The following is a 20,201-nucleotide window of genomic DNA, read 5'->3' as shown; positions in this document are numbered from 1 at the left end:
ATGGCCGTGCTAACAAGCCTCCCGGCGCGCCCCGCGCGAACAAATTGATTGCCACACCCAAGCATTGCCACGCCGCCAAGGGCGCCCGAGCCCGGAGAGGACATGTCCGACATCGCCGAAATCCCGGTCGATGAGCAAGAGCGTCCGCTGCCGCCGCCGCCGGTGCGAAGCGCGCTGACCGACGGACCGATCCTGCGCACGCTGCTCGGCCTCGCCTGGCCCAACGCGATCGCGCTGTCGGCCGGCACCTGCACGGTGATCGCGGAAACCTCCTATATCGGCCGGCTCGGGGTCGAGGCGCTGGCGGCGATGGCGCTGGTGTTCCCGACCATCATCCTGACCATGACCATGTCGGGCGGCGCCATGGGCGGCGCGGTGGCGTCCGCCATTGCGCGCGCGCTCGGTGCCGGCGATCGCGAGCGCGCCGGCACGCTCGCCGCGCACGCGATGCTGATCGGCATCAGCTTCGGCCTCGTCTTCATGCTGGGTATGCTGATCTTCGGCCCCAAAGTGCTCGAGATGCTCGGCGGCCGCGGCGATGTGCTGACGCATGCGGTCGCCTACACGCAGGTGTTTTTCGGCGGCGCCGTGCTGCCCTGGCTGCTCAACACCATGGCCGGCGTGCTGCGCGGCACCGGCAACATGAAGCTGCCCTCGTTCCTGATCCTCAACTCCGCGGCCTGGCAGATCGTGCTCGGCGGCGCGCTCGGCCTCGGGCTCGGCCCGGTGCCGCAGTTCGGCATGCGCGGCGTCGCGGCCGGCGCGCTGATCGCCTATTCCATGAACATCTGCATCATGGGCTGGTACCTGTTCTCCGGCCGCGCGCGCGTCACACCGAAGCTGCGCGGCCTGCGCATCCAATGGGCGATGTTTTTCGACATCCTGAAGGTCGGCGCCATCGCCTGCTTCTCGCCGCTGCAATCGGTGCTGACGATCTCGATCTTCACCCACATGCTGGCGCAGTTCGGCACCACGATCCTGGCCGGCTACGGCATCGGTGCGCGGCTCGAATTCCTGCTGACCTCGATCGCGTTCTCGTTCGGCATCGCCTGTGTGCCGATGGTCGGGATGGCGATCGGCGCAGGCAACATCACGCGCGCCCGGCGCATCGCCTGGATTGCCAGTGCGGCAGCCTTCGTCGCCGTCGGCGCGCCGGCCTGCGTCGTTGCGATGTTCCCCGATCTCTGGATCGACATGTTCACCGACAGCGCGGCCGTGCGCGCGGCGAGCCATCAATATCTCTCGACGGTCGGGCCGTTCTACGCCTTTTTCGGCATCGCCACGACGATGTATTTCTCCTCGCAAGGCGCGGCCAAGGTGATCGGGCCGGTGCTGGCGCAGACGGCGCGGCTGGTCTACATCTCGGCCGTCGGCTGGTGGCTGTCGACCCATGAGGCCACCGCGCAGAGCTTTTTCTGGCTGGCCGCGAGCTCGATGGTCGTGCTCGGCCTGCTCTCATCCTCCAGCGTCGTGCTGACGCGCTGGGGACCGCGCGCGAGCACGCCCGCGATCAGACCAGCGCTATCGGGTGCCACCGACTAAAGCGCGATGCGATTAGGATGAATCGTCATCGCGCTTTAGGTTGCTGTTTGAGCATGATCTTTTCGGAAAACCGCTGCGCACTTTTCCGGATCATGCTTTAGCGATGCCTGTGGCGGCGATGGCCGCTGCCGCCGCCGGCATTGGCGAGCCGCATCAGTTGCGGGATCATTGCCATCATGTCGCCGCCGCCGGCACCGCCGAGCATGCCCATGATGTCGCCGCCGCCCATGCCGCCGAGCCCGGTCGGCATATAGCCGCTACCGCCCATCGGCATGTAGCCGCCGTAGTTCGGCGCGCCGAAGCCGCCGCCCATCATGCCACCGAGCCCGCCGCCGCCGTTCTCCATCATGCGGCTCATCATCGGCCCCATGGTCTGCATCATCATGGCGAAGCGGCGCTTACCCATCTTCGCCTTCATCATCTCCAGCATCGGCGCCATCTGGGTCATCATGTCCTCGCCGCCGGCCCCGCCTCCGCCGAATCCTGCGAGCTGCGCCTTCGCAGGCGTGCTTGCGGCGGAAAACAGCAGCAGCACGGCGGCTGCCTGGCAGATCACCTTGTCCGCACCTCTCATGACGTTCTCCTCGCGTGCGCAGCCCGCCGGGAGAGCGGAGCCAACCGGACGCACGCGACCATGATTGCGGCCGGCGAGGGCGGAGCTCTGTGAGAAAACTCACAGAGGGCAGTCAGGCCGCGGCAGGTGGAAATGCCTTTCGCATCGCGCTGACGGCGTCCCTGGTCTGTCCCTGAACGTAAGACGCAAGCTCGTTCGGCAGCATGTCGATGGTCCAGACCAGGCGGCAACGCGTCTCGCCGTCGGCGATCACCTGCACCGAGGCGCTGTAGTGCTTCAGCCGCTCGTTGCTGATGGCGTAGACCAGACGCCGCCGCGCGTCGTCGCAATCGACCAGCAGCTCCCGCGCCACCGAGCCGTTGGCGAAGGTGACGATGCGCGCATCGCCGTCGAGCGTGCAGGCGGTGACGAAGCCGGGCACCAGCCGTTCATGCAGCGCGCCGAAGTCGCGCACCGCGTCCCAGACGTCGCGCGCGGGGGCGGGTAGGGGGATATCATTGTGGATGGAGGCCATGGGAAGTTCCCTTGATGATGTCGGGGGGTGCCACACACGCCGTCGTTGCGAGCGCAGCGAAGCAATCCAGAGATGTTTCCGCGGCGACAGTCTGGATTGCTTTGTCGCAAGAGCTCCTCGCAATGACGGAGCCAGCGGTCAGAGCGCTTAGCTACAAACCGCCTCGACATTGTTGCCGTCGGGATCGATCAGGAACGCGGCGTAATAGGTCGGGCTGTAATCCTTGCGCGGTCCGGCGCCGCCATTGTCGCGGCCGCCGCTCTTCAGCCCTTCACTGTGGAACGCCTTGACCGCGTCATGGCTGCCGGCGCGAAACGCAATGTGCGCGCCGTCGGCCTTGCGGCCCTTGTCGAGGTGCAGCCACAGCGCCGGTGCGCCCTTCGGCCCGAAGCCGGCATAGCCGTCGCCGCTCGAGCACAGGACGTAGCCGAGCGGCGCCAGCACCGCGGTGTAGAAGCGCGTCGCGGCGTCGAGGTCGGCAACGCGAAGTCCGATGTGGTCGTACATGTTCGTCTCCATGTGCAAAGCGCGCCGAAACTGGCGCGCGCCGGAGACGAAGCTAGTCAGTTGAGGGCAAGCTGCTCTTGGAGAATCTTGCGCATCCCCTTCGAGGCCTGGCGGAACCTGGTCGGCGATACGCCGGCGGCGCGGTGGAAGGTGCGGACGAAGTTGGAGAGATCGCCGAAGCCGACGTCATAGGCGACATCGGTGACGGCGATGTCATCGTCGGCGAGCAGCCGTGCCGCGTGCCGCAGCCGCGAGCGTACCAGATATTGATGCGGGGTGACGCCGAGCACGCTCGAGAACAGCCGCAGGAAGTGGAACGGGCTGAGGCCCGCCTGCTTTGCGGCCTGTTCGAGATCGACCCCTTCATGCGAATTGTCGTCGATCCACAGTGCGGCCTCCACCGCGCGGCGGCGGTCGCGCGCATTGGGCGTGGCCGGCTTGCGCGGCTTGCCCGAGACCAGGTCGACGAAGCGGCCGGCCAGGATCTGGCCGACTTCGTCGAGGCCGATGTCGCTGTTGCCATCTGCCGCCGTCTGGGCGAGCTCGCCCAGCACCATCAGTTCGGGCAGCGGCGGCGTGGCGCCGACCTGCCAGATCTCGCGCCGCCCATTGAGGGCATCGACCATGTCTTCGCTGAAGAAGAATCCCAGGCAGACGTCGCCGCTGACATGCTCATGCGTGCAGGTGTATTCCTCGCCGGGCGCGCCGACCAGCATCGAGCCCGCCACCAGCTCGAAGAACCCGGCGCGGCAATGGCAGCCAAAGCTGCCCGAGCGGACATAGGCGATGGAATGCCCGGTGCGGCATTCGGCAAACGGCGTGTCCTCCGGTCCCGCGTCGCAGCGGAACTCGCAGACCGTGATCGATTGTGACGTCAGCAATGTGGTCGCGTCCATGCCGCCTTATCTAGGTGGACGGCCTCGGCGGAGCAACGGGCAGCAGCACCTCGAACAGCGTCTTGCTGGCGACGGGATGGGCGCCCTCCAGCGCCAGCAGCCGCCGCTTGGAGATCACCCCGCCAAAGGGCGAGAGCCGGTCGGTGTAACTGCCGGCCTCCAGCACCCGGTGGCAGGGCACGATCAGCATGTAGGGATTTTTTGCGATCGCCTGCGCCACCGAATGCGCGGCGCCTGAGGCGCCCAGTGCCTTGGCCACCTCGTGATAGGTGCGCGTTTCGCCGCGCGGAATCGAGCAGGCGAACTCATAGACCCGCCGGTTGAAGCCGGACACGCCGCCGGCATCGAGGCTGACCTCGGAAAAATCGGGATCGCCGCCCTGCAGCAGGGCTGTGATGCCCTCGATCGCCAGCTCGGCGTTCTCGCACGGCCGCTGTTCGCGCGCCTCGGGATGGACCTGGAAGATCCGGCGCCGGGTGTCGATCTCCCGCGCTTCCGGCAATTGCACGGCGACGACGCCGGTAGCACTCCAGATGATGCCGCAGCGGCCTATGGCCGTGTCGAATATCGAATAGCCGCGCCCCACCATGCACACGCCCCACTCAGTGCACGTTTCGCCCCAGACATCCGATCATAACACCGCCACAATCCGGCGCACCTGGAATCTTATCAGGACGTTAACAACCGCCCGGCCGGGCGCGCCAAACCGCTTGGCGGCAGGCGCCGTCTCGGCTAATCAAGACGGGCGCGAGGCGCATCCGCGGGCGTAGTTCAATGGTAGAACGGCAGCTTCCCAAGCTGCATACGAGGGTTCGATTCCCTTCGCCCGCTCCAAGTTTCCCCGATGGCGTTTGCATTTGATCAGGCCGTGGACCGCTCAGGTCCTGCGCAAAGATTCTAATATGTTAGCCTCTGGCTTCCGGCACGCATGCCGCGCCCGCCGTAAGCTCCTCATGCTTGGTGATGCGGTCCCTGCACCGGGCTTAGTTCGGATGAGAGCCGATGGACCAGCAGAAACTCGACCGTGCGATCGGTCGCCGCTTGAAGACGCTGCGGACGCAGGCGGGCATGACGTTGAACGAGCTCGCAAGCCGCTCCGGCGTCAGCCGGGCCATGATCGGGCGGGTCGAGCGCGCCCAGAGCAGCGCCACGGCCGCGCTGCTCGGCAGGCTCTGCGCCGCGCTCGACGTCTCGCTCAGCGATGTCGTCGCGCTCGCCGAGAAGCCGCCGGAGCGGCTGGTGCGGCTCGCCGACCAGCCGCACTGGCGCGATCCCGACAGCGGCTATCGAAGGCGGCACGCATCGCCGCCGGATGCGGCCAGCGGCATCGAGATCATCGTCGTCGACCTTCCGGCCGGCGCCCGCGTCTCCTACAGCCCCTGGGGCCGCAACGCCTTCACCCAGCAGCTGCTGATGCTGGAGGGCGCGATCGCCGTGTACATCGACGCCAAGACGGTACGCCTGCGCGAGGGCGACTGCCTGGATTTCGACGTGATGCGTGCGGTCACCTTCGAGAACGAAACCAAGCAGGACGCGCGCTACGTCATCATCACGCGGCGCGGCTCCTCCTACGGGAAGATGTGATGTCGATGATCGCGGGCGCCCGCGGACGAAACTTGAAATGAGGCTGGCGATGCAGATTCGCACCGGCGACACCTTCGATCCGCGCGTCGTCGCGCTGCTCGATCATCACGTCACGTCCGCGCGGGCCCAGACCGCGCCGGGCAGCGCGCATGCGCTCGACCTGGCGGGCCTTCGCGCCAGCGATGTCGCATTCTGGACCGGCTGGGACGGCGAGCTGCTCGTCGCCACCGGCGCGCTGAAGACGCTCTCGGCCGTCCATGGCGAGGTGAAGTCGATGCATACGCTTCAGACCACGCGGCGGCGCGGCTTTGGCGGCCAGATGCTCCGCCACATCATCGTGGAGGCCCGCGCGCGCGGCCTGACGCGGCTGAGCCTCGAGACCGGCTCGTGGGATTATTTCAAGCCGGCGCATGCGCTTTACCGGGCCCACGGTTTCGTCCCTTGCGGCCCGTTCGAAGGTTATGTCGAGGATCCCAATAGCCTTTTTCTGACGTTGGATCTGACGCAGGGCTGACTGCCGGCGCGGTGCTTGGGTCAACCGAGCTCGAAATTGCAGTCCTGTTCTCAAAATGAGTTGCGTACCTCAAAACACCTCTGCTAGCCTTCAACCATGGCCGAGACCCTGACCGCGAGCGCGCTGACGCTGAAGGACATCGCCCGCGAGGCGGGCGTCAGCCTCGCGACGGTCGACCGCGTCCTGCACAACCGGCCGGGCGTGCGGCCCGAGACGGTGCGGCGCGTCAAGGCGGCGATCGAGCGCAATTCGTTCCAGCCCCACGTCGCCGCCGCCGAGCTCGCCCGCGGCCGCGCCCGCCGCTTTGCCTTCGTGATGCCGTCGGGGCCGAACCCGTTCATGCAGCAGATCGAGGCCTATCTCGGCGAGATGTCCGGCTGGCTCTCGGCCCGCCGCCTCGGCGTCGAGATGGTCGCAACCGACGTGTTCGACCCTTCCGTGCTTGCGGCCTCGCTCGAGGCGCTTTCGGGCGATTACGACGGCGTCGCCGTGGTGGCGCTGGATCACCCCAGCGTTCGCGCCGCGATCAACGACCTCGTCGATGCCGGCACCCAGGTGGTGACGCTGGTGTCGGACGTGCCGTCGTCGCGCCGCCACCATTATGTCGGCATCGACAACATCGCGGCGGGCCGCTCCGCCGGCGCGCTGGTCGGACGACTGGTCGGCCAGAAGTCCGGCAAGGTCGCGATCGTCGCGGGCTCGCAGGGCCTGCGCGACCATGCCGAACGCATCTTCGGCTTCAACCAGGTGATGGCCTCGGAATTCCCTGGTCTCGGCGTCCTGCCGGTGCTGGAAGGGCGCGATGAGGACGATCGCTCCGAGCAGCTGTTGGCGCGGCTGCTCGCCAGGCATGCCGACATCGTCGGCCTTTATAACGTCGGCGCCGGCACGCAAGGTGTCGCCAAGGCGTTGAGCGATGCCGGCCGCGACAAGGTGGTGTTCGTCGGTCACGACGTCACCGTGCTGACGCGCCGCCTGCTGCTGCAAGGCGTGATGGATGCCGCGATCTCGCAGAACCCCGGACATGAAGCGCGCGCCGCCGTGCGCGTGCTGCTCGCGCTCGCCCGCGGCGAGCCGATCTTGCGCGAACAGGAGAAGATCAGGATCGACATCGTGATGCGGGACAATCTGCCCTAGCTATCGAAGGGCCGTGGCGTAAAGCGCGACGTCAAGATCGCGCAGCGCAAATGAGGAAAGAGGGAGGACGATTTGTATCTCGGACTGGACATCGGCACGTCCGGCGTGAAAGCGGTGCTCGTGAGCGAAGCCGGCGCGGTCGTCGCGACCGCCGCGCGCGAGCTCGCGCTGTCGCATCCGGCGCCGCTGTGGTCCGAGCAGGACCCCGATTCCTGGGTCGATGCGACGATCGGCGCGGTCGACGATCTCGCAAGCCGCCATCCGCGCGAGATTGCGCAGGTGGCCGGCATCGGCCTGTCCGGCCAGATGCATGGTGCGACGCTGCTCGACGAGGACGGCAAGCCGCTGCGCCCGGCGATCCTCTGGAACGACGGCCGCTCGCAGGCCGAATGCGCGGTGCTGGAGCGGCGCTGTCCATCGCTGCACGCGATCGCCGGCAATCTGGCCATGCCCGGCTTCACTGCGCCGAAGCTGCTGTGGATCGCGCGGCATGAGCCGAAGATTTTCGAGCGCGTCGCAAAGGTGCTGCTGCCCAAGGCCTATGTGCGTTATCGCCTCACGGGCGAGATGGTCGAGGACATGTCCGATGCCGCCGGCACGCTGTGGCTCGATGTCGGCGAGCGGCGCTGGTCGGCCTTGCTGCTGCACGCCACTGGGCTCGACCTCCATCACATGCCGCGCCTCGTCGAGGGCAGCGCGGCGAGCGCAGTGCTCGCGCCGGATTATGCGCAGCGCTGGGGCATGAGGAAAGACGTCGTAGTCGCGGGCGGCGCCGGCGACAATGCCGCGAGCGCGATCGGGCTCGGCGCGATCGCGCCCGGCGATGCCTTCCTGTCGCTGGGAACATCCGGCGTTCTGTTCCGCGTCACCGATCGCTTCGCGCCGGCGCCGGCCTCGGCCGTGCACGCGTTCTGCCACGCATTGCCCGGCCTCTGGCATCAGATGGGCGTGATGCTGTCGGCTGCCGCTTCGCTGGCCTGGCTCTCCGGCGTGATGGAGGTGCCGGCCGCAACGCTGCTGGCGCCGCTTGGCGAGCGCGTCGATGCGCCCAGCCCGATCAGATTCCTGCCCTATCTCGACGGCGAACGCACGCCGCACAACGATGCCGCCGCGAGCGGCGCCTTTGTCGGTCTGCGCGGCGCCACCGGCCGCAGCCAGATCGTGCAGGCCGTGCTCGAAGGCGTCGCCTTTGCCGCGCGCGACAATCTGGCGGCGCTGAGCGCGGCGAGCGGGCCGATTGCCGAGGTCGATCTCGTCGGCGGCGGCTCGCGCTCGCCGCTATGGGCGCAGATCTGCGCCGACGTGCTCGGCATTCCCGTTCACCGCGTCGAAGAGGGCGAGGTGGGAGCGGCCCTCGGCGCCGCGCGGCTCGGCAGGCTCGCTGCCACCGGCGAAAGACCGGTGGCGGTCTGCACCCGCCCGCGGCGGCTCGCGAGCTTCACGCCCCGCGCTTCCCTCGCTGCCGCCTATGACGAAGCCTATCGGCGGTGGCGCGAGCTTTATCCCGCATTGAAGGAGTCTCCCTAAAGTGAATGCGTCAGCCAAATTCTTCGATGCAAGCGCACCTGTCGCCTTTGCCGGCCAGGACGCGGGACCGGCGCCCGCGTTCCGCTGGTACGACAAGGACCGCATGGTCCATGGCCGCAGGCTCGAGGATCACTTGCGCTTTGCGGTCTGCTATTGGCATTCGTTCTGCTGGCCGGGCGGCGACCCCTTCGGCGGCGAGACGTTCCTGCGGCCCTGGCATCACGGCACCGATGCGATGGCACAGGCGCGGGCCAAGGCCGATGTCGCGTTCGAGCTGTTCCGCCTGCTCGATGTGCCCTACTTCACCTTCCACGACGTCGACGCGGCGCCGGAAGGCGCTTCGCTCGCCGAGTCCGTCGCCAATCTCAACGCGATTGCCGATCTGTTCGAAGCGAAGATGGCATCGAGCAAGGTCCGCCTGCTCTGGGGCACTGCGAACCTGTTCACGCATCGCCGCTACATGGCCGGTGCGGCGACCAATCCCGACCCCGAGATCTTCACCTATGCTGCCGGCCAGGTCCGCGCCGCGCTGGAGGTGACGCACCGGCTCGGCGGCCAGAACTATGTGCTGTGGGGCGGGCGCGAGGGCTACGAGACGCTGCTCAACACCGATCTCAAGCGCGAGCTCGACCAGCTCGGCCGCTTCGTCTCGCTAGTCGTCGAGCACAAGCACAAGATCGGATTCAAAGGCCCGGTCCTGATCGAGCCGAAGCCGAAGGAGCCGACCAAGCATCAATATGATTTCGACGTCGCCACCTGCTACGGCTTCCTCGAACGTTACGACCTGCTGAAAGACGTCAAGCTCAACATCGAGCAGAACCACGCCATCCTCGCCGGCCACTCCTTCCACCACGAGGTCGCGCTCGCCGAGGCGCTCGGCGTGTTCGGCTCGCTCGACATCAACCGCGGCGACGATCTGCTCGGCTGGGATACCGACCAGTTCGCGATGAACGTGCCGGAGCTGGCTCTGGTGTTTCACGAAATCCTGAACCGCGGCGGCTTCACCTCGGGCGGGCTGAATTTCGACGCCAAGATCCGCCGCCAGTCGATCGACCCCGACGATCTGATCCACGCCCATGTCGGCTCGATGGATGCCTGCGCGCGGGCCTTCCTCGCCGCGGCCGACATGGTCGACGCCGGCGTGCTCACCACACCGCTTGCCGAGCGCTACGAAGGCTGGTCCGGCCCCGAGGGCCGGGCGATTCTCGCCGGCCAGCGTTCGCTCGCCGATCTCGCCGACCGCGCGCTTCAGCCCGGCTTCGACCCGCAGCCGCGCTCGGGTCGGCAGGAATATCTGGAATCGCTGGTCAATCGCCATGTCTGAGGGAGAAAGACCGCTGATGGCACATGCTGACACGACACCGGTCCTCGAGCTCACCGGCATCGGCAAGGAATTCGGCGCCATCCGCGCGCTGCACGACGTCGACCTGCATGTCATGCCGGGGGAGGTGGTCGGCCTGATGGGCGACAACGGCGCGGGCAAGTCGACGCTGGTCAAGATCATCGCCGGCAATTTCCGCCCCAGCCATGGCGAGATCCGGTTTGGCGGCAGCGCGGTGCATTTCAGCCGGCCCGTCGATGCCCGCGCGGTCGGCATCGAGGTCGTGTATCAGGACCTCGCGCTCGCCGACAATCTGACGGCGGCGGCCAACGTGTTCCTCGGCCGCGAGCTGAAGCGGAGATTCGGGCCCGTCGCGCTGCTCGACCACAAGGCGATGGCGGCACGGGCGCTGGAGCTGTTCGGCGAGCTGCGCTCGGAGACGCGCCCCGACGATCTCGTCAAGCAGATGTCCGGCGGCCAGCGCCAGGCGGTTGCGATCGCGCGCACCCGGCTCTCCAACGCGCGGCTGGTGATGATGGACGAGCCGACCGCCGCGATCTCGGTGCGTCAGGTCGAGCAGGTGCTGGGCCTGATTCACCGGCTGAAGGAGCAGGGGGTTGCCGTGATGCTGATCTCGCACCGCATGCCCGACGTGTTCGCGGTGTGCGACCGCGTCATCGTCATGCGCCGCGGCGAGAAGCGGGCCGACAAGCCGATCCACGAGACCTCGCCAGAGGAAGTCACCGCCCTGATCACCGGCGCGAAGGAGGCGGCGTGATGGCTATGCCCATGGAATCCCCGATCAGCTTCACCAATGTGGGCCGGATCAAATGGTGGCAGCGCGGCATCTTCGCCTCGCAGACCGGCTACGTGCTGCTCGCACTGGGGGTGCTGCTGGTGATCATGCATTTCGCCAGCCCGTATTTCTTCACTGAAGGCAACATGCAGAACGTGGCGAAGAACTTCTCCTTCATCGCCATCGCCACGCTCGGCGTCGCCTTCGTGATCATCACCGGCGGCATCGACCTCTCGGTCGGTTCGATGATGTGCTTCTCCGCCATGATCACCTCGATGGTCATGACCGAGCTGTCGGCGCCCGGCTCGCCCGCAGGCGCCCTGTTCGTGCACATGGCGGCCGACGGCAAGACCGTGCTGGCCAACGTGCCCGGGCTGATCCTGCTGGTCTCGGTCATGGCCGGTCTCGGCGTGGCGCTGATCGCCGGGCTCGTCAACGGCTTCTGCATCGCCGTGCTCGGCCTGTCGCCCTTCGTCACCACGCTCGGCATGCTCTCGATCGTGCGCGGGCTCGGCTATGTCGTCTCCAACGGCCGCGGCAGCTTTCCGGGCGGGCCGGATGCCGATTATTTCTACGCCGCGACCTCGGGCGACGTGCTCGGCGTGCCCGTGCCTTTCATCTATCTGATGATCCTCGCGCTGACGATGGCCGTGGTGCTGCACCACACCTCGTTCGGCCGCCACGTCTTCGCGCTCGGCGGCAACGAGAAGGCGGCCGAGCTGACCGGCATCCCGGTCGTGCGGGTGAAGATCGAGGTCTATGTGATCTGCGCGCTCGCCGCCGGCCTGCAAGGCATCATCATCTCGGGCTGGCTCGGGTCGGCGCCGGCCAACATGGCGACCTCCTACGAGCTCAACGTGATCGCGGCCGCCGTCATCGGCGGCGCCAACCTTGCCGGCGGCATCGGTGGTCCGCTCGGCGCCATCGTCGGCTGCGTGCTGCTGGAGGTGATCCGCAACGGCCTCGTGCTGGCGCAGGTGTCCTCCTACTGGCAGCAGACGCTGGTCGGCGTGATCATCATCCTGGCCGTGCTGGTCGACCGCATCCGCTCGCGGATGACTTGAATTGACGTCGTTCTCGGGAAGGCAACGAAAACGCCGCCCGTCCGCTTCCCGGACGAATTTGAAAAGGACGGGCACCAAACAAGAGTGGAGGAAACAATGAGGAAACTTCTTCTTGCCGGCATCGCGGTTGCGATGATGGCGACGCCGGCATTCGCCGCGAACTACCGCTTCGTCATCGTGCCGAAGGCGATGAACAATCCGTTCTTCGACTTCGCGCGCGACGGCTGCCTGAAGCGAGCCAAGGAGCTCGGCAACATCGAGTGCATCTACAAGGGGCCGGTCGAGCACGAGCCGGCGACGCAGGCGCAGATCATCCAGGACTTCGTCACCCAGAAGGTCGACGGTCTCGCCATCTCGGTCGCCGACGTCGCGGCCATGACCAAGTCGATCGAGGCGGCGACCGCCGCCGGCATCCCCGTCATCACCTTCGATGCCGACGCACCCGGGTCCAAGCGCCTCGCCTATATCGGCACCAACAACAAGGAGTTCGGCGTCGCGCTCGGCAAGCAACTCTTGAAGATGCGGCCCGACGGCGGCAAATACGCCATGGTCTCCGGCGGGCCCGGCGCCAAGAATCTCGCCGAGCGCGTCGACGGCGTGCGCGAGGCGCTGAAGGGCTCGAAATGGACCGAGGTCGCGGGTTCCCCGACCTTCTGTAACGACGATCCCGCGCTGGCGGTGCAGCAGATGACGGACATGCGCACCGCAACTCCCGATCTCGCCGCGATCGTACCCATCGGCGGCTGGCCGATGTTCGCGCCCGAGGGCTTCAAGGCTTTCGCCAGCAGGAACAAGAAGGATATCGATTCCGGCAAGTTCACCCTTGTCGTCGCCGATACGCTGAAGATGCAGCTCGAGCTGCTGCGCGACGGCTATGCCAATGCGCTGGTCGGCCAGCGTCCGTTCGAGATGGGCGAGAAGGCCATGGATACGCTGCTCGCCATCAAGAAGGGCGAGAAGGTGCCGGAGATCGTCTACACCGGCCTCGATCTCGTCACCAAGGACAACGTCGCGCAGATGTTGAAGTAGGAGCGCCCGCCAGCCCCGGGCGCCTGCGTGCCTCTCCCGCTTGCGGTTTCCGCAAGCGGGAGAGATGATTTGGACTGTTGGAATGAAGACAAGGCAATGGGAATGAAACGGTCGCGGCTCGGCTCGCTCGACGTCACCTCAATCGGCCTCGGTTCCGCCCCGCTCGGCGGATTGTTCAGTCCTGTGAGCGATGCCGATGCGGAGGCGACGATCGCGCGTGCCTGGTCGCTCGGGGTACGCTTCTTCGATACCGCGCCGCTCTACGGCTTTGGCCTCGCCGAACGGCGGCTCGGGGACTTCCTGCGGCAACAGCCGCGCAACTCCTACGCCATCTCGACCAAGGTCGGCCGCCTGCTGCGCGTGCCCGAAGGCGCGGCCGCCGAGGACGAGCACTACAAAGGCACGCCGCGCGAGCGGCCGATGTTCGATTTCAGCTATGACGGCGTGATGCGCTCGGTCGAGGAGAGCCTGGGCCGGCTCGGCCTCGATCGCGTGGACGTCCTGCTGGTGCACGATCCCGACGATCAGTATGACGAGGCGGTCGCCGGGGCCTTCCGCGCGCTGCAGCGGCTTCGCGAGGACGGCACGGTCAAGGCGATCGGCGCCGGCATGAACCAGTCGGAGATGCCGGTTCGGTTCGCGGAAGCCGTGCCGGTCGACTGCTTCCTGCTCGCCGGGCGCTACACGCTGCTCGACCAGGGTGCGCTGGATGCGTTGTTTCCGGTCTGCACGGCCAAGAACATCGGCATCCTGCTCGGCGGCATCTACAACAGCGGCATCCTGGCCAACCCGCACACGAGCGCAAAGTTCAATTATCAGGACGCCGATGCCTCGCTCGTCGCGCGGGCGCTGGAGCTCGACGGGCTCTGCCGCAAGCACGGCACCGAGCTGAAGGCCGCCGCGCTCCAGTTCTGCATGGCGCATCCGGCGGTGACGGTCGCGGTGATGGGCGCGCGCAACGCCGGCGAGGTTGCCGACAACATCGCGATGTCGGAGAAGGCCGTGCCGGCCGCGTTCTGGCAGGAGCTGCGTGCGCAAAACCTCGTCGATGCGCGCGCGCCGCTGCCGACTGGAGCTAAGGCATGATCATCGACGCCCACCAGCATTTCTGGGATCCGGCGCGCGCCGACTATCCCTGGATGGCGGCGGACGAGCTCGCGCCGATCCGTCGCGCGTTCGGTCCGGCTGATCTGGCGCCATTGCTGAAGGCGAACGGCATCGATGCCAGCATCGTGGTGCAATGCCGCTCCTCGCTCGAGGAGACCGAGGAATTCCTGCGCATCGCCCATGCCATGCCGTCGGTGATCGGCGTCGTCGGCTGGGCCGACCTGACCGACGGCGCGCTCGGTGACACGCTCGACCGGCTGCGCGGCTTGCCGGGCGGAGACAAGCTCGTCGGCGTCCGCCACCAGGTGCATGACGAAGCCGACCCCGATTGGTTGCTGCGCGAGGACGTCCAGCGCGGGCTCACGGCATTGTTCGCGCATGATCTTGCCTACGATTTTCTCGTCCGCACCCGCGAGCTGCCCGCCGCGATCGCAACCGCGCAGGCCTTTCCGCAAGCGCGCTTCGTGCTCGACCACGCGGCCAAGCCGCCGATCGCCGACGGCGGCAGCTCTGAATGGTCCGGCCGCATCAAAGCGCTCGGGACCTGCGGCAATGTCTGGTGCAAGATCTCGGGGCTCGCGACGGAGGCAGTCTGGAACGACTGGGATGCGGAGCGCCTGTTTCCGTTCGTCGCCCACGCCGCAAGCTGTTTCGGCGAGGACAGGCTGATCTTCGGCTCGGACTGGCCGGTGTGCCTGCTTGCGGGAAGCTACGGCGAGATCAAGAGCGCGCTGGAAGCCTGCTTGGCGAAGCTTGGCCCGCAGGTGCGGGACAAGGCTTTTGGTGTCAATGCGGCGCGGGCCTATCGACTGGCGATCGCAGCGTAGGGCCTGAGCGCGCGCCTCGTCCTTCGAGACGCGCGCAAGGGCGCGCTCCTCAGGATGAGGCTAAGCGGCATTGCCGCCTGTTGAAGCGACCGACGCGCACTCCGTTCCTCATCCTGAGGAGCCCGCTTAAAGCGGGCGTCTCGAAGGATGGCCGCAGGGCAACCTGGCTCAAATGCGATCGCCCTGCAGCGAGCGGACGGGAGGAGCAGTAGATCCGCGCTATCGCTTACTCCGACATCGGCTTGTCGGAGATGTCCCAGTCCTTGCCGGTGAAGGTGGAGATGAACAGCGTCTTCATAGGCGTGTAGTCCTCGGGCGTGTAGCTGTAGGTGACGCCGTCGAGGAAGTAGGGCGAGTGGAAGCCCGCGAGCGTCGAGGCCTGCTTCAGCACGTTGGCGCGGGTGAGATCGTCACCGCAGCGGCGCAGGATCTCGCCCATGGTGGCGGCCTGGCCGTAGCCGGCAAAGGCGATGGTGTTGTCGGGATCGATCGCCGGCGTGTATTTCTTGCGCAATTCCTCGAACGCCATCACGTCGGGGTCTTTCTCCCATTTTGGCAGGCCGACCTCCTTGTTGTAGCGGATGGCGACGATGCCGGTGGCGTTCTCGAGGCCCGCCGCGCTCAGGATCGAGCGGCCGGTCGAGCCCGCCGACAGCAATTGCAGCGGCTTCCAGCCGAGCTCGGCGACTTTGCGGATCGACTGCGACGAGGCCTTGCCGGTGGAGATGTTGTAGAAGACGTCCGCGCCGGACTTCGAGAGGTTGATGAGCTGGGAATCGACGGTCGGCTCGGTGAGATCATAGGTCTGCTCCATGATCACCTGCGCGGTGCCGCCGGCATCCGCCAGCACCTTCTTGAAGGGACCGAGGAAGTCGCGGCCGAAATCGTCGTTCTGGTAGAGGATGCCGATCCTGGCGTTCGGCTTCACGCTGACGACGTGGCGGGCCAGGATGCGCGCCTCGGTCGGATACAGCGGCAGGCCCGCCATCGTCCATTTGAACTCTTTCGGATTATTCCATTTCGACGCGCCGGTATTGAGCAGCAGCTGCGGCACGCCCTTGGAGTTCAGGTATTTGTGCACGGCAGTCTGCGGCGCGGTGCCGAGCGAGCCGTACAGCGCGAGCACCTCCTCCTGCTCGACCAGACGCCGCGTCGCCTCGACGCATTTCGGCGCGCTGTAGGCATCATCCATGGTGAGAAACTTGATCTTGCGCCCGTTGATGCCGCCCTTCTCGTTCAGCATCTGGAAATAGGCTTCGCCGACGCGCCCCAATACGCCGTAGAGCGAGCCGGGGCCGGAATGCGGCACGGTCTGTCCGATCTTGATCTCGGTGTCGCTGGCACCCGCATCGTATTTTTTCTCGGCGGCCCAGACATAGGGCGCGGGCAAGGTGGATGCGGCGATGGTGGCGAGCGCGGCAGTGCTGAAATCGCGCCGCGATGGATTCTTCGTCATTATTTGTTTCTCCCTGGTGCGCGCATTGTGCTGGGAACGCAGCACGGCTCGCAAGTGGGAAGTCACGGCTTTGCGACGCAATGACGCTTAAATCGCCAGTCTAGCGCCTAGACTCAAGTTTTCTCGGCGATGACGACGAGACCGCGCACCGGCTCGTTGTTCTCGTTGCGCGGCGAGGCCGGCTCCAGCGTCAGCAGCTTCAGGCCCGTTTTGGCGATGGCGCCGCGGACATATTCCGCCGAATGGGCATAACGCAGGCCGTCGCCGAGCACGATGCCGCTGCCGTCATGCGTCTCCAGCGTGAAGGCGAGCACGCCGCCCGATGCGAGCACGCGCTTTGCTTCGGTCAGGACCGGCGCGAGATCGGCGAGATAGACGAATGCATCCGCGGCGACGATCAGGTTCGCGCTCGCGTCACTCTTCGTACGCAGGCCCTCGATCATGTCGGCGACTTCGAGCTCGGCGTAGAGGTTGGTGGCGCGCGCCTGCTTGATCATGCCGGGCGAGAGGTCGATGCCGATGAAATGATCGACCTGCTTGGCGAAGGCGGCGGCCGCAAGGCCGGTGCCGCAGCCGAGATCGATGGTGCGCTTGAAGTAGGCCGGCTTCTTCGCAGCGACGCGTGCGGCCAGCACCGCCTTGAAGATCAGGCTGGGCGCGCGGTAGCCGAGATCGTTGATCAGCGTGTGCTCGAAGCGCGGGGCGTACTGGTCGAACAGCGCCTGCACATAGGCCTTCGGCATCTCCGCCATCTCGGCGTCGCCGAGCCGCATCAGGTGCAGGCCGGCGCCGTGCTGGTCGCCGGGATCGGACCTCCGCGCTTCTCGAAACGCCGCGATGGCCTTGTCGCGCTCACCGAGCTGCTGCCGGATCTCGCCGAGCGTGAACCAGGCCGAGGTGAAGTCAGGCGCCAGCTCGATCGCCTGCTCGAGCAGGTCGGCGGCCGCGGGCAGATCGCCCTTGAGCTGGAGGTCGCGCGCGAATTCGAAGCGGCGGTCGGCCATGAGATCGCCAGAGGTCAGGAACAGACGGAGGGGCATGGGAACCAGGAAGCGCAGGGCGGAATGACTCGAAGCGACGGTAACGCGGCCTATATATCAGGCATGCGACCCCAAGACATCCTGTTGCCAGCTGCTGCCGGCCTGTGCTGCAAGCCCGGCGGCTTCCATATCGACCCCGTCCGCCCGGTCGAGCGGGCCGTGATCACCCACGGCCATTCCGACCATGCCCGCGCCGGCCATGGCGCGGTGCTGGCGACGCAGGAAACGCTGGACATGATGCGGCTGCGCTATGGCGAGAACTTCGCCGGATCGACCCAAGCCATCCGCTATGGCGAGGAGATCCGGCTCGGCGATGTTCGCGTGAAGTTTCACCCGGCCGGCCATGTGCTGGGCTCGGCGCAGATCGCGGTCACCTGCAAGGAGACCTGCATCGTTGCCTCCGGCGACTACAAGGACGCATCTGATCCGACCTGCACGCCGTTCGAGCTGGTGCCCTGCGACGTCTTCATCACCGAGGCCACCTTTGGCCTGCCGGTGTTCCGGCATGGCGATGCCGCCGATGAGGTCAGGAAGCTGCTCGCCTCGGTCGCGCTGTTTCCCGAGCGCGCGCATCTCGTCGGCGCCTATTCGCTCGGCAAGGCGCAGCGCGTGATCAAGCTGCTGCGGCAGGCCGGCTACGACGCACCGATCTACCTGCATGGCGCCATGGAGACGATCACGCATTACTACCAGAGCCGCGGCATCGAGCTCGGCGAGCTCAAGCCGGTGAAGGGCGTGAAGAAGGCCGCGCTCGCCGGCACCATCACGCTGGCTCCGCCCTCGGCGACGTCAGACCTGTGGACGCGGCGCTTTCCCGATCCGGTCACGGCGTTCGCCTCGGGCTGGATGCGTGTGCGCGCCCGGGCGCGGCAGCGCGGCGTCGAGCTGCCGCTGGTGATCTCCGACCACGCCGATTGGGACGGCCTCACCGCCACGATCGGTGCGACCGGCGCCGGCGAGATCTGGGTCACGCATGGCCAGGAAGACGCGCTGGTGCATTGGTGCCGCAGCAAGGGCCTGAAGGCGCAGCCGCTCGACCTCGTCGGCTATGGCGACGAGGAGGAGAGCGAGACGCCTGTTCAAGGTGAGGCTGAGGCATGAACCGCTTCGCCGAACTCCTGGACCGTCTCGCCTACGAGCCCGGCCGCAACAACAAGCTGCGGCTGATCACCGGCTATTTCCGCGAGGTCGGCGACCCCGACCGCGGCTACGCGCTGGCCGCGCTGACCGGCGCACTCAGCTTCAAGCACGCCAAGCCGGCCCTGATCCGCGACCTCATCGCGTCGCGCACCGATGAGGTGCTGTTCGGGCTGAGTTACGATTACGTCGGCGATCTCTCGGAGACGGTGGCGCTGATGTGGCCGCGGGCCGAGCTCGCCGCCCACAACAACCCGCCACCCCCAACCCTCACCGAGGTCGTCACCACGCTGCGCACGCTCGGCAAGACCGAGCTGCCGAAGCAGCTCGAGCGCTGGCTTGACGAGCTCGACGAGACCGGACGCTGGGCGCTCTTGAAGCTCGTCACCGGTGCGCTTCGTATCGGCATCTCGGCGCGCCTCGCCAAGACCGCGGCGGCCGCGCTCGGCGACAAGGATCCGCATGAGGTCGAGCTGATCTGGCCGGGTCTCATCCCACCCTATCTCGACCTGTTCGCCTGGCTGGAAGGCCGCGCCGACAAGCCCGTCAACCGCGATCCCGCGCCATTCCGGCCCGTGATGCTGGCGCATGCGATCGAGGACGCGGATTTCGCCGCGCTCGATCCCGCCGACTACATCGCCGAATGGAAATGGGACGGCATCCGCGTGCAGGCTGTCGCCGGCCGCGACGAGCGCGGCCATATCACGGCGCGGCTCTATTCGCGCACGGGCGAGGACATCACGGGCAGCTTTCCGGACTTCGTGCCGTCGCTGCACCTGCCGGGTGCGATCGACGGCGAGCTGTTGATCCTGCGTGAGGGCCGCGTGCAGAGCTTCAACGTCCTGCAACAGCGGCTCAACCGCAAGGTCGTCTCGCCAAAGCTGATCAAGGAGTTTCCGATCCACCTTCGCGCCTACGATCTGCTCGGCGACGACGAGAACGATCTGCGCGAGCTGCCGTTCGCGGAGCGGCGCGAGCGGCTGGAGACCTTCATCAAGAAGCTCGACGATCCCCGCATCGATCTGTCGCCCACCGTGCCGTTCGCAAGCTGGGAAGCATTGACCGCCGCGCGCGCCGATCCCGCCAGTGCCGGCGCCGGCGAGGATGCGGACGCCGTCGAAGGCGTGATGCTGAAGCGGCGCGATGCGCCCTATCTGCCGGGACGGCCGAAGGGCCAATGGTGGAAGTGGAAGCGCGATCCGCACATCATCGACGCCGTGCTGATGTATGCGCAGCGCGGTCACGGCAAGCGCTCGTCCTATTATTCCGATTACACCTTCGGCGTCTGGACCGCGGGCGAGGGCGGCGACGAGCTGGTGCCGGTCGGCAAGGCCTATTTCGGCTTCACCGACGAGGAGCTGCTGCAGATCGACCGCTTCGTCCGCCGCAACACCACGGAGAAATTCGGTCCCGTGCGTCATGTCGTGCACGAGGGCGACAAGGGATTGGTGCTGGAGGTGGCGTTCGAGGGCCTGCAGCGCTCACCGCGTCACAAATCCGGCGTCGCCATGCGCTTTCCCCGCATCAGCCGCCTGCGCTGGGACAAGCCGCCGAAGGAGGCGGACAGGCTGGAGACACTGGAGCGGATGCTGAAGGTGGAGGCGGCGGAGATTGAAGTGTGAGGCACCT

Annotated in this window: 20 protein-coding genes and 1 tRNA gene; 14 read left to right on the top strand and 7 right to left on the bottom strand. The window is 66.8% G+C overall.

Going from position 1 to position 20,201, the window contains the following annotated elements; translation table 11 throughout:
* Positions 1-102: 102 nt before the first annotated feature.
* Positions 103-1,542 (top strand): MATE family efflux transporter, encoded by a 1,440-nt coding sequence (locus AC066S_RS09905; protein ID WP_478269541.1) that lies wholly within the window; start codon positions 103-105, stop codon positions 1,540-1,542.
* 97 nt (positions 1,543-1,639) lie between these two features.
* Here AC066S_RS09905 and AC066S_RS09900 read toward each other — a convergent pair whose 3' ends face one another.
* From AC066S_RS09900 to AC066S_RS09880, 5 genes are all read right to left on the bottom strand, one after another.
* A complete protein-coding gene (locus tag AC066S_RS09900) occupies positions 1,640-2,116 on the bottom strand; it encodes a hypothetical protein (RefSeq protein ID WP_135168945.1) in 477 nt (158 codons plus the stop codon).
* A gap of 112 nt (positions 2,117-2,228) precedes the next feature.
* Complete coding sequence (locus AC066S_RS09895) at positions 2,229-2,630, bottom strand: SRPBCC family protein (RefSeq protein ID WP_135168944.1); 402 nt, start codon at positions 2,628-2,630, stop codon at positions 2,229-2,231.
* 147 nt (positions 2,631-2,777) lie between these two features.
* Positions 2,778-3,137, bottom strand: coding sequence for a VOC family protein (locus tag AC066S_RS09890; protein WP_478269540.1), 360 nt, complete (start codon positions 3,135-3,137; stop codon positions 2,778-2,780).
* A gap of 56 nt (positions 3,138-3,193) precedes the next feature.
* Positions 3,194-4,033 (bottom strand): helix-turn-helix transcriptional regulator, encoded by an 840-nt coding sequence (locus AC066S_RS09885; RefSeq protein ID WP_478269539.1) that lies wholly within the window; start codon positions 4,031-4,033, stop codon positions 3,194-3,196.
* A 10-nt stretch (positions 4,034-4,043) separates the two neighbouring features.
* Positions 4,044-4,622, bottom strand: coding sequence for a methylated-DNA--[protein]-cysteine S-methyltransferase (locus tag AC066S_RS09880; RefSeq protein WP_135169098.1), 579 nt, complete (start codon positions 4,620-4,622; stop codon positions 4,044-4,046).
* Between the two features lie 171 nt (positions 4,623-4,793).
* On the opposite strand from AC066S_RS09880, the gene AC066S_RS09875 reads away from it, so the two are divergent.
* The 11 genes from AC066S_RS09875 to AC066S_RS09825 all read left to right on the top strand — a co-directional run bounded on the left by AC066S_RS09875 (position 4,794) and on the right by AC066S_RS09825 (position 14,939).
* Positions 4,794-4,867, top strand: a tRNA-Gly gene (locus AC066S_RS09875).
* Between the two features lie 168 nt (positions 4,868-5,035).
* Positions 5,036-5,617 (top strand): helix-turn-helix domain-containing protein, encoded by a 582-nt coding sequence (locus tag AC066S_RS09870; RefSeq protein WP_478269538.1) that lies wholly within the window; start codon positions 5,036-5,038, stop codon positions 5,615-5,617.
* A gap of 49 nt (positions 5,618-5,666) precedes the next feature.
* Entirely contained in the window at positions 5,667-6,131 is a 465-nt protein-coding gene (locus tag AC066S_RS09865) for a GNAT family N-acetyltransferase (RefSeq protein ID WP_164718896.1), read from the top strand.
* Positions 6,132-6,227: 96 nt separating this feature from the next.
* Positions 6,228-7,268 carry a LacI family DNA-binding transcriptional regulator gene (locus tag AC066S_RS09860; protein WP_126260172.1) on the top strand — a complete coding sequence of 347 codons (1,041 nt, stop codon included), beginning with the start codon at positions 6,228-6,230 and terminating at the stop codon, positions 7,266-7,268.
* Positions 7,269-7,340: 72 nt separating this feature from the next.
* Positions 7,341-8,795 carry a xylulokinase gene (gene xylB, locus AC066S_RS09855; protein WP_478269537.1) on the top strand — a complete coding sequence of 485 codons (1,455 nt, stop codon included), beginning with the start codon at positions 7,341-7,343 and terminating at the stop codon, positions 8,793-8,795.
* 1 nt (position 8,796) lies between these two features.
* On the top strand, positions 8,797-10,119 hold the full coding sequence (gene xylA / locus AC066S_RS09850; protein ID WP_135168939.1) for a xylose isomerase: 1,323 nt from the start codon (positions 8,797-8,799) through the stop codon (positions 10,117-10,119).
* 16 nt (positions 10,120-10,135) lie between these two features.
* Positions 10,136-10,894: an ATP-binding cassette domain-containing protein gene (locus AC066S_RS09845; RefSeq protein WP_126260175.1), complete on the top strand. Its 759-nt coding sequence runs from the start codon at positions 10,136-10,138 to the stop codon at positions 10,892-10,894.
* The gene (locus AC066S_RS09840) at positions 10,894-11,976 is read left to right on the top strand and encodes an ABC transporter permease (protein WP_478269536.1); all 1,083 of its coding nucleotides are present in this window, start codon (positions 10,894-10,896) and stop codon (positions 11,974-11,976) included. The genes AC066S_RS09845 and AC066S_RS09840 overlap by 1 nt, the downstream gene beginning before the upstream one ends.
* A gap of 96 nt (positions 11,977-12,072) precedes the next feature.
* Positions 12,073-13,005 carry a sugar-binding protein gene (locus AC066S_RS09835; RefSeq protein ID WP_164718898.1) on the top strand — a complete coding sequence of 311 codons (933 nt, stop codon included), beginning with the start codon at positions 12,073-12,075 and terminating at the stop codon, positions 13,003-13,005.
* 102 nt (positions 13,006-13,107) lie between these two features.
* Complete coding sequence (locus AC066S_RS09830; protein ID WP_478269535.1) at positions 13,108-14,091, top strand: aldo/keto reductase; 984 nt, start codon at positions 13,108-13,110, stop codon at positions 14,089-14,091.
* Complete coding sequence (locus AC066S_RS09825; RefSeq protein ID WP_478269534.1) at positions 14,088-14,939, top strand: amidohydrolase family protein; 852 nt, start codon at positions 14,088-14,090, stop codon at positions 14,937-14,939. Before AC066S_RS09830 ends, AC066S_RS09825 begins: the two co-directional genes overlap by 4 nt.
* Positions 14,940-15,165: 226 nt before the next feature.
* Here AC066S_RS09825 and AC066S_RS09820 read toward each other — a convergent pair whose 3' ends face one another.
* Together AC066S_RS09820 and AC066S_RS09815 are read right to left on the bottom strand one after the other, a co-directional pair.
* On the bottom strand, positions 15,166-16,395 hold the full coding sequence (locus AC066S_RS09820) for an ABC transporter substrate-binding protein (protein WP_164718899.1): 1,230 nt from the start codon (positions 16,393-16,395) through the stop codon (positions 15,166-15,168).
* 113 nt (positions 16,396-16,508) lie between these two features.
* Positions 16,509-17,435: a class I SAM-dependent DNA methyltransferase gene (locus AC066S_RS09815; RefSeq protein WP_126260180.1), complete on the bottom strand. Its 927-nt coding sequence runs from the start codon at positions 17,433-17,435 to the stop codon at positions 16,509-16,511.
* A 63-nt stretch (positions 17,436-17,498) separates the two neighbouring features.
* Between AC066S_RS09815 and AC066S_RS09810 the strand changes: the two genes are divergently transcribed.
* Positions 17,499-18,536, top strand: a complete 1,038-nt coding sequence (locus tag AC066S_RS09810) for a ligase-associated DNA damage response exonuclease (protein ID WP_478269600.1) — start codon at positions 17,499-17,501, stop codon at positions 18,534-18,536.
* A complete protein-coding gene (locus tag AC066S_RS09805) occupies positions 18,533-20,194 on the top strand; it encodes an ATP-dependent DNA ligase (RefSeq protein ID WP_478269533.1) in 1,662 nt (553 codons plus the stop codon). The genes AC066S_RS09810 and AC066S_RS09805 overlap by 4 nt, the downstream gene beginning before the upstream one ends.
* Positions 20,195-20,201: the final 7 nt, after the last annotated feature.

It is taken from the genome of Bradyrhizobium sp. CFUWI, assembly GCF_056429085.1.
Note: the sequence above shows the minus strand (reverse complement) of the source record. Positions and strands in the feature narration are given on the sequence as shown.

What these genes read in the sequence shown, in the direction of transcription:
- AC066S_RS09825 (WP_478269534.1), top strand. Translation starts at nt 14,088, where the DNA reads ATGATCATCGACGCCCACCAGCATTTCTGGGATCCGGCGCGCGCCGAC.
- AC066S_RS09830 (WP_478269535.1), top strand. Translation starts at nt 13,108, where the DNA reads ATGAAACGGTCGCGGCTCGGCTCGCTCGACGTCACCTCAATCGGCCTC.
- AC066S_RS09890 (WP_478269540.1), bottom strand. Translation starts at nt 3,137, where the DNA reads ATGTACGACCACATCGGACTTCGCGTTGCCGACCTCGACGCCGCGACG.
- AC066S_RS09810 (WP_478269600.1), top strand. Translation starts at nt 17,499, where the DNA reads ATGCGACCCCAAGACATCCTGTTGCCAGCTGCTGCCGGCCTGTGCTGC.
- AC066S_RS09885 (WP_478269539.1), bottom strand. Translation starts at nt 4,033, where the DNA reads ATGGACGCGACCACATTGCTGACGTCACAATCGATCACGGTCTGCGAG.
- AC066S_RS09865 (WP_164718896.1), top strand. Translation starts at nt 5,667, where the DNA reads ATGCAGATTCGCACCGGCGACACCTTCGATCCGCGCGTCGTCGCGCTG.
- AC066S_RS09870 (WP_478269538.1), top strand. Translation starts at nt 5,036, where the DNA reads ATGGACCAGCAGAAACTCGACCGTGCGATCGGTCGCCGCTTGAAGACG.
- AC066S_RS09820 (WP_164718899.1), bottom strand. Translation starts at nt 16,395, where the DNA reads ATGACGAAGAATCCATCGCGGCGCGATTTCAGCACTGCCGCGCTCGCC.
- AC066S_RS09840 (WP_478269536.1), top strand. Translation starts at nt 10,894, where the DNA reads ATGGCTATGCCCATGGAATCCCCGATCAGCTTCACCAATGTGGGCCGG.
- AC066S_RS09835 (WP_164718898.1), top strand. Translation starts at nt 12,073, where the DNA reads ATGAGGAAACTTCTTCTTGCCGGCATCGCGGTTGCGATGATGGCGACG.
- AC066S_RS09900 (WP_135168945.1), bottom strand. Translation starts at nt 2,116, where the DNA reads ATGAGAGGTGCGGACAAGGTGATCTGCCAGGCAGCCGCCGTGCTGCTG.
- AC066S_RS09815 (WP_126260180.1), bottom strand. Translation starts at nt 17,435, where the DNA reads ATGCCCCTCCGTCTGTTCCTGACCTCTGGCGATCTCATGGCCGACCGC.
- AC066S_RS09880 (WP_135169098.1), bottom strand. Translation starts at nt 4,622, where the DNA reads ATGGTGGGGCGCGGCTATTCGATATTCGACACGGCCATAGGCCGCTGC.
- AC066S_RS09860 (WP_126260172.1), top strand. Translation starts at nt 6,228, where the DNA reads ATGGCCGAGACCCTGACCGCGAGCGCGCTGACGCTGAAGGACATCGCC.
- AC066S_RS09845 (WP_126260175.1), top strand. Translation starts at nt 10,136, where the DNA reads ATGGCACATGCTGACACGACACCGGTCCTCGAGCTCACCGGCATCGGC.
- AC066S_RS09895 (WP_135168944.1), bottom strand. Translation starts at nt 2,630, where the DNA reads ATGGCCTCCATCCACAATGATATCCCCCTACCCGCCCCCGCGCGCGAC.
- AC066S_RS09905 (WP_478269541.1), top strand. Translation starts at nt 103, where the DNA reads ATGTCCGACATCGCCGAAATCCCGGTCGATGAGCAAGAGCGTCCGCTG.
- AC066S_RS09805 (WP_478269533.1), top strand. Translation starts at nt 18,533, where the DNA reads ATGAACCGCTTCGCCGAACTCCTGGACCGTCTCGCCTACGAGCCCGGC.